Origin of the sequence: Winogradskyella sp. (genome assembly GCF_965228925.1) — a bacterium.
GTDB lineage: Bacteria > Bacteroidota > Bacteroidia > Flavobacteriales > Flavobacteriaceae > Winogradskyella.
The window spans coordinates 2731372-2744915 of record NZ_OZ245845.1; the positions used below are offsets into that span (position 1 = coordinate 2731372).

The window sequence follows — 13544 nt, forward strand, 5'->3', positions numbered from 1 at the left end:
AGGGCTTTTCTTTGGTTAAGATTTAAGATTTGGGGCAAAAATTACTTAACTAAAACTTTCTTAGTCGTTACTGAACCGCTTACAGTATATAACTTAATAATATAAGTTCCAGTACTTAAGTTCTTAACCTCGTATTCAGAGTAACCGCTTTCTGAAACGTCTTCTATAGCGTAAACCGATTGGCCAAGAACATTGAAGAGTTCAATGGACTGTACATCTATAAAGTTAGGGTTAATCAATACAATTTTTTCTTTATCATTTGAATAAAGGACATCGAGACTTTGGTTGTCTTCATCATCAATGCCCAGTAATTGTGCTTCAGTGGCAAAGGTGATTTCGAAGCGATCTAGGTATTGTTCTGCATTTAAGAAAACTTCATAATCACTTACTCTTAAGTCGTGATATAATCCAAGATCAATATCGTGCAGATAAATGTTGATGTCATCAGGTACATTTTCTAAGGCATCAATTGAAATGGTATTAATACCGTCTACACTGGTTTTAAGACCTACTGGATATGTGGTCGATATATCAGCACTATTACTAGCTTGGATAATGTATTTGTCATCATTAATCATCCAGAACATGTCGTCGGTCTGATCGTTATCCAATATACCATCATAGCCCCAATCGACATCTGATGTTGTATTCTCATCTATGGTCAATAAAATTTGTCGTTCTATATGCAAATCATTATTGGACCTAAAACGAATTCTAAATTTCATCCTCTCATCAATAGCACTACTATCGATTTCAGTATTTGAAACATTTCCACCCCTCAAAAATACTGAGCTTGCGCTACCCTCTTTCTGGAAAACACGTTGGTCGTTTTCGAAAGTTATGGTACCCGTACCTGTTCCCTGTACGAAGAAGCCTTGACCTACCGGGATGTACTGACCTGGTGTTTTTGTACCCACACCAACCTGTGCCACATCGGGGTCTGGTGCCGGTGCCGGTACGCCTCCAGAAAGGTTGTACAGGGCATAGCCACCTTGGTATTCACTTAGGATATGAGAATTGCCACCCCAATGCTCCCAGAAATAAAGCGTACCCGATAGCGCTGCCGCGTTGTCCGCGATAAATTCGTCAGCATTAAGGGCTGATGCATACGGATTACCAACGAGGTAGCTGTTACCCGCATTAATGGTTAATGTAATTTCACCATTATTTGGTTTTCCTAGGAAGACATAATTCTGTTCGTCTAAGATTGCGCCCGAACCAGGCCCCTTCATAGTAAATCCTTCCCCGGCAAATAAAGTTCCCGTTCGTCTTACATGCTGCCATGAGGAATAATCGTCAGTGGTTTGGTTCGCAAATTTCCAAATCCAGAAAGATGCAATGGTTATGGGGTTCGTTGGACTTCCATCGTAACCTGCGGCCACAAAGTTAACGGGATTGGTACCATCATATATAATATCTTGGACCGTATAGCTATAGTTATTGGTAGCTGTATCCGTTGCACCAACCGGTGATGACCAGATATTATAAGTATAGGTGTCTGCTGTACCTTGCTGATCCCTTTCAAGTTCGCCATTTGTGGCTACCAGAAGATCGCTATCGTTCTCTTGAATCAATTGAGATTCCCCTTCAAGGTCAATTTTTCCGGTTAAGCTTAAGTAATGGGACACGGTAAGGGCATTACCAGTATCCGCTGCATTATCCCCGGGTAAGGTGAGCTCATTGGCATCCACATACAGGGCCAATACTTCTCTATTGTCATTTTTTCCAGAAGGCAAGGATGAATTATCCATGGTTATGTTATGCGATGTTCTCACAATATTCCAATCCACGGTAACGGATGCATCTACAATCGATGCGGCTCCCGGAATGGTTTGAATATCACCATTGGTCCAAGTTGCACTCGTATCCCAATTGCCATCCTGGGTAGACTGGTAGGGTAGTGGAGCGGTTTGTCGATCCACGGTGTTCAGATTTCTCAAGGCTCCCTGGTTGCCATTTCCAGAAGCATCGTCTGTATTCGTATAGGTATAGACCGACATTGGGTAATAACCGGCCAGATCACTCCATGGTATGGCATTAATATCGTTCTTTGTAATGGATGTCGGTAATTCTTTACCCATCACTTGACCTGCGTTGTCCTCAATCTCTTGATTCATGACGAAGCGCAGCTGATCTAATGAAAGTGCCGTATCCCAAACACGAACTTCATCGATATTACCCCTAAAGTGTTGGGTAATGGTGCCCTTACCTGCGGCGCCAATTAAGAATGAATCATCCGTGTCTACCGGGGCACTCCTGGTTGCTGATCTGTTCAAGACACCGTCTATATAGAGTGCTATGGTCGTTCCATTATAAATCGCTGCGACGTGGTGCCACTCATCATCCGGTATCCCGACGTTGGCATTTAATAGTTGTGTTCCGCTGCCGTTTACCCAATACATTTGTATTCTATTGGCATCGGATATTCTAAAGTCGAATCCCGAAGAAAATGCTGTAGTTCGTTTAGATACAATCGATTTGGTGCCCGTATCGGCGGCATCGCGTTTTATCCATGCAGAGATGGTAAATCCAGTTGGCTCTAAATCCAAGTTGTCTTCCATATCGATATAATCCACGGCACCATCAAAATAAACGGAGCGTTCTTCAATGACCTGTGGGGCATAACCAAAGGTAATATATTTGGTACCATCAAAGTCATACACGGCTTCCAGGTTACCGCTTCCGTCAGAAGTCATTACTCTATAATCTGCTGTTGGGTCGAAAACCCCCGTATCTGAAATAAACATGTAATAGTTTCCTGGAGGTGATATATTCCTAATGGCGTCTTGTTGAATACGTACCTTCACATCTGGGATGTCACCACCATTTTCTACAACTTTCCAAATACGTTGCATTGCTGTAAATGTTACGTTAGTAGTTAAAGCTGGTGTAATGCCGGAACTCATATTAACAGTTACCGTAGTGGCTGCTAAATCCAGATTAACACCATTACTCCCCCACATTAAAAACTCTTTATCATTAAAGGTGGTGGTATTGGTGTTTTTGTTTTCGGTATTGGTATCGTAAATATCCGTTAGGCCCATGGTGAGTACACCCTGTGTTCTCCCCGTACCATCTGCGGCATCATTAACACTTCTGGATTGCTTTTGGTTAAGTTCAGAAGCATCATCACGACCAATACCGGCAACATCATAAGCATAACTGGCATTAGCGGATTGATCCCAAATAACGGTACCGTCACTATCGACATAATCTTGTGAAGTCCCATTGGCTCCTAGGGTAATACCATATTTTATAGCTAAATAGGATTGGATTCTGTTTCTGGCCTGTGTTAAGTCGCCATCATTATTAGTCGCAGAATAGGTAATAACTTCAGCAATACGACCATCAAAGCTACCTTCAAAATATTGACTACGACCCAACCAAAATCTAGTATTGTTCACTGCTGCAAAATCCGCGGCATCTGAAGTGGTATTTCCGATAGCATTAGCATTGAGATACATATCCATGTCAGTTACTGCCGCATTATGTCTTATATTAACAATGCTTACTTGATTATAATTTACAGTCCCTGTATTATCGGCTCTTCCATAGCCATTACCCGATCCGCTACTTGAACCTATACAATAGGCAAAGTATTCATTAGAAAATCTTTGACTATAAGCACCATAACCAAATCCCGTTACATCTTGTGCTCCCCAAATACCTGTCGGATCAGTACTTGTAAAGGTGTCTGCAGGTAACATGGTATTATTTATTGCGATATCTGGTATGAGAACCACAAACATATCGTTACTGTTAAATCCTCCGGTACCGGTTAATACATCCCTGGACCCGAGATTTGAAATATAGGTTAAATCAGCACCTGCAGTGGTATTATCATTTGTGAAGTCAATAACTGGATTAAAATTAATATTCCTAGTCGTGTTGTTTTGGTAAGTAGGTTCTAATCCTGTTACAACGACTTCGGCATTATTCCCTTTGCCATTATCTACCCATTGACTTACGGCGGTACCATCACCATTTTCATTGGAGCCATTAACCATATCAGCTTTCAGCCAGAGGTCTAGATTACTAGCTATACCTCCAGGTCCTGCGGTAGGCGTACAATATCCAACACCAGTAATTGTTATATCGTCTATATAGACTTCATCATCATCTTCGCTGGCATCACATCGTATTCTAAAGCGCGATACTGTAGACGCTGGGAATGTGTAGTCTGAACTATGTAAGGTCACTGTTCTATGATAGAATGTAGCTGTTGAAGATGTTGCAAAATCAGCATCATTATTAGAAATATCACCACTTTCAAATGTTCGAACAGTGGTCCAGTTCGTCCCATTATCACTACTATATTCAAAAATAAATTCTTCTGTATACGTTTTAGTATTGGGGCTACCACCACTATATGTGGATTCCATACTATTAGGGGCAAAGAAGAATGCAAAATCTACTTTATCGTAGGCTGATAAGTCAAATGCAGGGGAGTCAAAAGAAGACGTCGAACCCGCTGCATCATCATCTCTTACTCTTAAACTATAATTACCACCATAGGACCAAGTTGCATTATTTTCTCTGGTGGCATCAACACCACCTGAGGTCCAACCGTCTAGTCCGGTTTCAAAACTCGCGGTATGTATCACTGAAGATCCACAAGGCGGGGCAACAATACCAGTCCCCTGAATACTAAAATTATAGGGGTTTTCATCGGCATCGCTATTGGCGATACTTACCGATGCTGTAATGAGACCTAAACTCGTCGGGGTAAATGTGATAGCAAAACTTGTGCTGCTGCCAGCTGTAATGGCATTACTTGGTATAGCGGTCACCGAAAAGTCAGATGACCCCGTAATACTAACGTATGGGGAGCTTCCTGTTAAGTTGAGTGTATTGGATCCACCATTATTTTCAATCACAAAGGTATTGGCGGTAGAACCAGCAGAGGCAATAACATTTCCAAAGTCGGTATTGTCCAAAAACGAGGGTGTAGTATCCCCATCTGCGATCGCATTGGAATTTCCTAAGACATCCATCTCTGCTAGAGGATTAAATCCGTTACCTTGAATATCGAAGGTATATGGATTTTCATCGGTATCGTTACTGGCAATGCTTACGGTAGCCGTTCTTAATCCATCGGCACTGGGATCGAAGGTAATATTAAATGTCGTGGAACCACTAGAAGCAATCGGTGTTGTTGGATTGGCGGTCAAGGTAAAATCTCCCGCATTAGCACCAGTAATGCTAACATATGGAGAACCACCGGTCAGATTTAAGGCGGTAGTTCCAATATTTTGAATGGTGAATGTATGCACATCCGTTCCACCGGTCGTATTCACATCTCCGAAATCCGTATCATCAGAAACGTCCGGTGTTGTGTCACCATCTACGATGTTTGTACCGTTACCTCGTAAATTGATTTCGGGACCCACAGGAGCAGCTATGACGATACCGTAATCTTCAACCTCCCCATCAAAGTTTTTTTCACAGCTGGTGGGATCTGAATTGTATTTTGCGGATACCCGCATTCTTGTGGTCCCAGGTGTTGCACCAGCAGGAATATTAATTGTTAAGGGGGATGCGCTTGTTGCTCCGCTAGTGACATTTTGGGCAGTGCCAAGGTCGTAAGCTTCACCCGCATCATCGAAGTCACCATCCAGATTCCAGTCGATCCATGCATAGGCATGTATTGTGTAATTACCATCCGTGTTGAGACTAACGCTTAACGACTCTGTACCACCTGGAGATACATTAGCAATGTGTGTAGCAGTAAAGTCCTCATAGCCTACGTCTTTTCCGGTACCATCGGAGTTGTTGATGGATTCAAAAGTAACGTTGGTAACACCAGTATCATAGCTTAAATGTCCGTAAGAGCCACAATAAATTGGGCTGCTAGAACCTTCAATAAGGACATCATCAAAAAGACTATATTCGCTATTGCCATCAGCAGTACTAGACAATCTAAATTGTGAGCTTGCATTAAATGTGTAAGTTCCACTACTTAAGATTGCATCAAAACTAGTTGATGAGCCACTACCATTAGTCGCCCAATCTACTCCAAAAGTCCAAGTCCTTACAGTGGTCCAGCTCGTTCCGTCATAATATTGGAGATTAAAACCTTCACCATTATCGACATTAAATGATTTATGGCAGAAAGAGACACTAACAAAAGCATAACCGGTTAAATCCACAACGGGCGAGGTCATATAATTATTGGGCGTCTCATCATCCTTGGAATAAATCATTTGGCTGCCATTACAAGCCCAAGTCGAATTCGTAAATAATGCTGCATCGCTACCACCAACGGTCCAACCTTGTAGACCAGATTCAAAATCATAAGAGGCAACGGTAACTTGTGAATAACTTAATGAAGTCAAAAAAAGTGCATAGCACATTAATGCACGTTTCCCTAGTTTTAAGGTAAAAGTTCTCATAAGGGGTAAGTTTAGTTTGGGACTAAAATTATGCGTCAAACATAAAACTTTATTCCATAAAGTGCAAAAATAATCGATGAAATACACAGTATTAATTGTAAATTATTGAAAATGAAGTTTTTAAATTAAAGAGATTTATACTAAAATCAATACTTATCCGAACGATTTTGACTATTGGAAAACAAGGTGGACTACCTAGGATTGATTTGACTTGTAGTTGGCCTTCTTTTGGGTAGGTTAGTGTGAGATATCACTCCATATATGAGTGGCCATCTGTAATCATTTTTCCTCAATGCGACTTTTGAAGGTATCTATCAAGACATTAGAAAAACTTGGTCCGCTAGGTATCTCATAACTGTTGGTAAGAGGCTTGCTTGTCACTGAAGCATCAGGGCTTCCTACAATAGAACTTTCAGCATCTGTTGGTACAATTGGTGCCAGTCTTATGGTACCTAGCTGTTTGGTTTGGTAATTTTCAATACGCATAGCAGTGAGAACCATGGGCTCGTAGTTAGGGGCCTCTACCACCAAATCATAGGTTCCAGCAAATATGGGTCGGTAATAGCTACCATGCGAATCGGAAGTCGTCCAGGAGCCAAGCTTATCATGCCCTGCAACCATTATGGTAGCCCCCTCTATGGGTTGTTCCGTATTGACATCTTTTATAAATCCTCTAAACCCATAGGTGCCTTGTATGAGATAGTCGATTAAGGCATCTTTATTATAATTCCAAAGTGTTTTTAATTGACTTGAATACGGTTTTTTGATCGTAGATAACTCTATGGTCATTTCTTTGCAGCGGTGGTCGTGGTTCATGTAATCTTGTCGACTTCCATTCACCAAATACCAGTCTGCGCCATTAGTGATACCATTATTTTCATCATCCATATATCCTGAAGGGCTATTATTCTGAGCATTATCCCGGTACTCTCCAGCTGTAAGCACAAACCAAGAATCATCAGGGTGTCTGTCGTAGGTATTGTCCCATGGATAGTTGACCAATTCGATACCACTGTGAAAGTTGGCGGCTACCACAAAATGATTGTTCTCAGCCAGTTCCATAAAAGTCAGCGTTTCGGTCTGATAAACTTCACCGTCGGGATGGGCTCCTTCGAGGTTATCTGGATAATTTCTGTTTAAATCTACGTTATTAGCATTACCTCTTCGCGCATGGGCCACTGAGGTATTATCAGCACTCAGGTGATACGTACCATCAGGATTGGCGTTGGGGTTAATCCATATCTCGGCACCATTGATTAAGTCTGTGATTCTGGCATGATCTGGATGATTTTCGTCCCTGTAGGCAGTGATTAAATAATCTACAAGGTTCATCATTATCGGAAAACCAGTGAGTTCATCCCCATGCATGGTGGCTGTATATAGCAATTTTGGTTCTGCTTCGTCCGTCAATACATTATCAGAAATTTTTACAAAGAGTAGTTCCTTATCGCCTTGTCCAGTAGGTCCAATACTAAAAAAATCAACAATATCGGAATGCGCAGTCTCAAAATTTTGCATTTGAGCGGCATAGTCTGCATAGGTCGGATAGGCCGTTAGCGGAAATTCTAAGGTATAGCCCAGTTTTGGAGCTTTAGAATACTCACTAATATCATCGGACATGAGGCGTTCATTGATGTCGTTATCATCTTTGTAGACTTTATAGGGAATGTTCAGGCCTAGGAAATTTTGAAACTGCTCGCGATTAGCCCAAGCTTTTATCGTTTGTGTATCTCCATTGAACGCCACAATGGTCATCAATTTTGTAAAGAATCCCAATTCTTTCTCATTATCAACCCTAAATGTGAACGTGAGTTCCCCTTGAGTATCCAATAAATGGTCGATGTCTTGTTGTTGTAATTCTTGGGAATTACCATATAGGCATACCAAAAGCATAGCGGTTAAGCTTAGGTAAATTGTTTTCATCAGATTTGGGATTAATGAAACTAATTTTGAGGCTAATATATCAATTAATTTTAATTTTCATCCATAAAGTGTATTAAAAAATCGATTAAGTGTAATATCCTGTTTGAAAATTAAAAACATATGTCCGTGATTCCTCCTATAATTTCAGAATTAAAAGTACGATTGGTCTCAGTATTTAAAGTACATATTAAGTGGGCTAAGCTGATAAATATCATGGGAAAATTTAAACGGCATGACTAACTTTAATAGTGAAGAAATCCAAAATCCATTTGCTATGTTATCTATTTTATTGCCTACCGATTTTTCAAAAAACTCTGAAAACGCGATTAGATATGCTTTAGAGTTTTACAAGGCTGAAAGCTGTAAGTTTTATTTTTTGCATTGCTATCCGCCTGCAATTTTTTCCTATGAGTACCAAATACATAAGGGGCTTGTAGGTAAAAATATTCATGATATTCTTGAAGCCGAAACCAAAGAACGGCTATACGACTTCGCCTTTTCAATCATGAACGACTATGGTCATCATAAAGAATTTAATATCCTGGTCGTTAAGGGTTTTTTACCGGATCAAATAGTGCGTGTCACATCACAACATCATATTGATCTTATCGTTATGGGTACTAAGGGGGAAACCGCTTCGGATAGGGTAGTATTTGGTACCAATGCCATTCAGGTCATTAATAAACGTTGTTGTCCGGTGATTGCTGTACCTGAAGCTTATAAATTTAAGGGTATCAACAATATACTATTCCCGTCTGATTTGAATATATCATTTTCATACCATCACTTAAAAGCTATTGCCAAGGTTTTAGAACTGCACGAAAGCGAGATTAACATTCTACATGTGTCTTATAGAGGATTGACCTCGACCCAGCGAAGGCACAGAGTATTATTGGAAGAGGCTTTTTCTGGTTTTAGAATCCATATAGTTATTAAAGAGGACAAGGACATTGCAGACGTTATCTATGATTATCAAAAAGACCATGAATCAGAACTTTTAGTGATGATTAACAATAAGCAAATGTTTTTTGAAAATTTATTCTTTAAGCCCACGATTTCTAAGATTGCAATGCATTTAAGTACGCCTTTTTTGGTGATTCCGGCATAAAAGATTTAAAAAGCGCAGCCTCGATAAAGCTATTTATCAATTGCCCAATATGATGCCTTCTAGAACATCACCAACAAAGTAAGACACCGTAGCGGCTAACGCTCCTAAGATGAGCGTCTCTAAAATGCCTTTTATTTTGCTGGTTTCCGTGACATAGGTTTTTAATATTCCGATGACCATAAAACCAATAGAGGTAAAAATACTGGTCCATAGAAAAAGACTGCCGGGAAATGGGCTAAAGTAATCCCAGACATAAATCAGTAAAGGAATCAGCCCGATTAAAATAAAAGAGCAATAGGTCACGAAGCCCATCATTAAAGGCGATTTGGTTTCCTCAGTCATGATTAACTTATCTTTCATCATCACATCGACCCAAAGGTCTTTATCTGCGGTAATCCGATCCACAACTTGTTGTAGCATCTCTCCCTCAAATCCCTTGGCCTTGTATATCGCTTCAACTTGCTTGCGCCCCAAATCGGGTGCCTTCTCAATAGCGCTGTACTCTATAGCCTTATATTTGTTGTAATTATCTTTAACAGACTTGGACGAAAGATAAGCACCTACAGACATGGCAAAACCATCGGCTAGTAAATTGGCAAAGCCTAGTATGATAATGACCGCATTATCCAGTCCTGCGCCAACAGCTCCACAAACAACAGCAAAGGTGGTCACCGCACCATCGATACCGCCATAAACAAATTCACCTAAATACGCTTGGTACTTCTGGAACCATATCTTTTTTCTGTGTTCGCGATTTTCTTTTGGCGGCATTGTTTTAAAAGATATTATAGCTGTAAAGCATTTGAAACGGCAACTATTTCATAATTGGCTGTTTGTTCACTTGTGGTTAAAGCCTTATGGGCACTGATGTTAAAAGTTTAGTCTTCGGTTTTTGAATGTTGTTTTATGGAATCCTGACGCTTCTTTTCTTGCCGCTCCAGTCTTCGCTCTACTCGCTTTATGGAATCTTGATGTCGTCTTTGTTGTCGTTTTAAGATTCTCGATGCGCGTTTTATGGAATCTTGTCGTCGCTTTTCTGTTCGTTCTAGTTGTCTTTGCGCAATCTCTGTCGAATCTCGCTTTCTAAAGATATTGTTGAGGAATTTAGAGGTTTTGCTTTGGGGTTTCTCGCTGTAAACACTGTCATTTTTATAATAGGTAGTATCGGCTGTTTTATGATTAATCCATTGATTAGCCCTTATACCTTTTCTAAAACTACCAGATACAATCAGCTCACCACTTTGGTCATATTGGAAGTACTTGCCCGACTTGTAGCCATTTTTCCAATGGGTAACGGTCTTCACCTTTCCGTTTTCGTGCCAATGTCTCCAGGTGCCATTTTTTAACCCATAATTAAAAAAACCATGTTGGGCCAATTGCTTGGATCTATAAAATTTCTTAAACTCGTCATGTAATAATAAACCTCCAGCATTGGCATAAGAACTATGCACCTCACCAGATTTAAACCAATAATACTCTTTGTTCTTATTAAAGCCCTCTAACTTTTTAATATACACATAGCACTCGATATCAAAATCGCCCTGTCTTATTCGTTTGCGTTGAAGGTCTGAAGTTATAGATAAAAAAAGGAGTAGCGATCCAAAAATTGCGACTAGTTTATGCATCCTATAGTTTTTTATAAAAATAAACTTTTTCCATTAGTTTCATCCAAAAGCTGACTTAATAAGTTTCCAATTTGGCATGTACCTTATCGATTTCCTTATCGATATAGACCTGAGCATAGTGCACATAGCGGTTAAAGGACTTGCTGGAATAGCTATGGCCACTGATTTTTCGTACTAGATGCTCGGGCATGCCGAGAATCAATAAGGTTGTAATAGCGGTTCGTCGCATCATATGGGAGCTCATCTTATCGCAAAAGCGTTGCTGTTTATTGGCGCTCACATTTTTGGCTTTACCAAGGCGTTCCCGGGTCATGGCAATAGGTTCCGTAAAACCTGCACGTTCGCCAATACCCTTTAGGGTTCGGTTGAAGATAAATAGACTGATCTTGCCAAAGATGGGCTGTCGTGTCGATTTGGGCTTGTAATTTTTGTAAATATCCACCGCATAGTTGGGCAGTTTGATATAGCTATAGGTTTTGGTTTTTTTGGATTTGACCTTAAGATACCATTCCCCGTTTTGTTTCTCAAAATTTTTGGAAGTCAATTGGTAGATGTCCGAGAACCGTAGGCCTGTGGTACAGCCAAAAACAAAAACATCCTTAACACGTCGTAGGGCAGGGGAGAGCTGATGGTGAAAGGCCTCATCATGAATTAAAAACTTTAATTGTTCTGGGGATAACACCAAGATGTCTACTTCTTCTTTACGCACATAAAACAAACGCTGAAAATCGCCAGTAGGGAGATCCTTATCGTACTTTAACCAATTAAAAAATGTTCGGATCTGTTTGATGTTATGTCCCACATAGTTGTCGTAGCAACCCTTTTTATAGAGGTAGGCCGTAAATTTTTTATAGAATTTCTTCCAGTAGTTTTTTTCAGAGCCCATCTCGCGCTTATTGAGTTTTGAGGCATCACATATACGAAGCTCAAAGCCCGTCTCTTCTATAAAACCTTCAATATTCTTGAGGGTAAAACGGTAATTATCAATGGCGCTGTTGGTGATGCGCTCACCGTTTTTCTTAAGGCGTTTTCCGGTTTGACTATCCCTAATAAACTGTCGAAACAAGGGGAGCAGGGGAGTTGTTTTTTTCATCTAGACCTATTTTAAGAAAAACACAAATCTAGGGGATTATTTTTATTAGGTCTTTAGAAAAGAGAAGCTGCCGTTTCTAGTAGCTCTTTGTTGTTGTTTTGTTGTTTGGACTATGCTTCGGCAAGCTCAGCAGGGGAGAGTCCCCCATTACCAGAAAGCACTTATAGTTTTGTATAGGTTTATGTGGCGTCTTCAAAAATATAGTCTACACAAAAAAACCTCCATTATCTATGATTACGGGCACTTCTAATCCATTGGTTTCTGCATTGGTTAGAGTATTACCTTCTAAGGTGAACATCATTGTAATTACAAAGTTTACAGCAGTTATGGTATTACACATATAGGTATATTCATAACTAGAATCTGGTAACTGCTCGACATCTAAATGAATATTATCGGTGTCTAAAACTAAAAAAACCTGTGCCATCTGAATTAAAAATAAGTTGATCTCCTCGGCTACATTAGGTTTCATCCAATAAATTGGCATTGGCCTGCCCGTTGCCATTATAGTCGTTGGTGCTTTCTACGGATAGTGAACCGAGTTGCTAAGTACCAGCTATACTAGAATTACCATTGTCGTTATCATCGTCGCTACAGCCCATTAGTCCTAATAAGCCAAAAACAACTGCGTATATTTTTCTCATTTTGAGAAATTTTATTTAGCCATAAACCTATAAAAATAGATGCATTGCCATGTTATGTTTTTGGTTAATTTTCCCGCAGTTTCATTTGCAAACTGTGCCGAGGTAGCACCATCAAATATATTTAAAATTATAACGTTCATTCACTCGGACTGCAAGTCCGCGCTATCCACGTCTGCGCCATCGGGGATTATGGAATTTATAACTACGGCTCATTAATTAAAACTACAACTAATAAAATAGTTTAACTAATTATACCACACGAACGGATTCGTGCGGTAGCGGGGGCGCCATAATAACTGAACAAATGCCACGCTAGTGGAAAAAAGGGTTTGATAAAAGTTTTGGAGCCAAACTAATTGCATAACTTTTCACATCTTTTCTTAATTTTTCAAAAACACTCAACAAATATTCGTACTCGCCTTTTAATATGAAGTCTGTATAATCTTCGTAGATTAAATAACCAATTCTTAGTTTGTAAATATTAAAATAATATTCTGTATATCGAGAGTCAAAAACACCTACCGAAGCATCTTCATATTCTTTAGGTATTTTATTCATTTCTAAAGTTCTTAAACCACCTATAAAACTACTTATCAATTCAAAAATATGTGCTCGAAAAGAAACTGTTTTTTTTTCGTCATTTGTCATAGATATTCTACAATAAAACATTTCATTAATTATAGTGCGCTCATCTAAATTTGAAAGATCGGTTCTTTCAAATATCTGTTTTTCATCTATTATTTCATAAGAAATATTCAT

General features: G+C 39.7%; 8 protein-coding genes. 1 reads left to right on the plus strand and 7 read right to left on the minus strand.

Going from position 1 to position 13544, the window contains the following annotated elements:
* Nucleotides 1-41: 41 nt before the first annotated feature.
* Nucleotides 42-6392, minus strand: coding sequence for a choice-of-anchor D domain-containing protein (locus tag ACO052_RS11185; RefSeq protein ID WP_422103835.1), 6351 nt, complete (start codon nucleotides 6390-6392; stop codon nucleotides 42-44).
* Nucleotides 6393-6671: 279 nt separating this feature from the next.
* Nucleotides 6672-8315 (minus strand): M14 family zinc carboxypeptidase, encoded by a 1644-nt coding sequence (locus ACO052_RS11190; protein WP_422103837.1) that lies wholly within the window; start codon nucleotides 8313-8315, stop codon nucleotides 6672-6674.
* Nucleotides 8316-8547: 232 nt separating this feature from the next.
* Here ACO052_RS11190 and ACO052_RS11195 point away from each other — a divergent pair, with 232 nt between their 5' ends.
* Nucleotides 8548-9423 (plus strand): universal stress protein, encoded by an 876-nt coding sequence (locus ACO052_RS11195; RefSeq protein WP_422103839.1) that lies wholly within the window; start codon nucleotides 8548-8550, stop codon nucleotides 9421-9423.
* A gap of 36 nt (nucleotides 9424-9459) precedes the next feature.
* On the opposite strand, the gene ACO052_RS11200 is transcribed toward ACO052_RS11195, so the two are convergent.
* The 5 genes from ACO052_RS11200 to ACO052_RS11220 all read right to left on the minus strand — a co-directional run bounded on the left by ACO052_RS11200 (nucleotide 9460) and on the right by ACO052_RS11220 (nucleotide 13544).
* Nucleotides 9460-10194: a VIT1/CCC1 transporter family protein gene (locus ACO052_RS11200; RefSeq protein ID WP_422103840.1), complete on the minus strand. Its 735-nt coding sequence runs from the start codon at nucleotides 10192-10194 to the stop codon at nucleotides 9460-9462.
* Nucleotides 10195-10301: 107 nt separating this feature from the next.
* Nucleotides 10302-11048 carry a toxin-antitoxin system YwqK family antitoxin gene (locus ACO052_RS11205; RefSeq protein WP_422103841.1) on the minus strand — a complete coding sequence of 249 codons (747 nt, stop codon included), beginning with the start codon at nucleotides 11046-11048 and terminating at the stop codon, nucleotides 10302-10304.
* Nucleotides 11049-11103: 55 nt separating this feature from the next.
* A complete protein-coding gene (locus ACO052_RS11210) occupies nucleotides 11104-12141 on the minus strand; it encodes a site-specific integrase (RefSeq protein ID WP_422103842.1) in 1038 nt (345 codons plus the stop codon).
* Between the two features lie 205 nt (nucleotides 12142-12346).
* A complete protein-coding gene (locus ACO052_RS11215; protein ID WP_422103843.1) occupies nucleotides 12347-12613 on the minus strand; it encodes a hypothetical protein in 267 nt (88 codons plus the stop codon).
* Between the two features lie 484 nt (nucleotides 12614-13097).
* Nucleotides 13098-13544 carry a hypothetical protein gene (locus ACO052_RS11220; protein WP_422103844.1) on the minus strand — a complete coding sequence of 149 codons (447 nt, stop codon included), beginning with the start codon at nucleotides 13542-13544 and terminating at the stop codon, nucleotides 13098-13100.

Bases quoted from the DNA above. Each gene is read 5' to 3' on its own strand.
- ACO052_RS11185 (WP_422103835.1), bottom strand. From the start codon at position 6,392: ATGAGAACTTTTACCTTAAAACTAGGGAAACGTGCATTAATGTGCTAT.
- ACO052_RS11190 (WP_422103837.1), bottom strand. From the start codon at position 8,315: ATGAAAACAATTTACCTAAGCTTAACCGCTATGCTTTTGGTATGCCTA.
- ACO052_RS11195 (WP_422103839.1), top strand. From the start codon at position 8,548: ATGACTAACTTTAATAGTGAAGAAATCCAAAATCCATTTGCTATGTTA.
- ACO052_RS11200 (WP_422103840.1), bottom strand. From the start codon at position 10,194: ATGCCGCCAAAAGAAAATCGCGAACACAGAAAAAAGATATGGTTCCAG.
- ACO052_RS11205 (WP_422103841.1), bottom strand. From the start codon at position 11,048: ATGCATAAACTAGTCGCAATTTTTGGATCGCTACTCCTTTTTTTATCT.
- ACO052_RS11210 (WP_422103842.1), bottom strand. From the start codon at position 12,141: ATGAAAAAAACAACTCCCCTGCTCCCCTTGTTTCGACAGTTTATTAGG.
- ACO052_RS11215 (WP_422103843.1), bottom strand. From the start codon at position 12,613: ATGAAACCTAATGTAGCCGAGGAGATCAACTTATTTTTAATTCAGATG.
- ACO052_RS11220 (WP_422103844.1), bottom strand. From the start codon at position 13,544: ATGAATATTTCTTATGAAATAATAGATGAAAAACAGATATTTGAAAGA.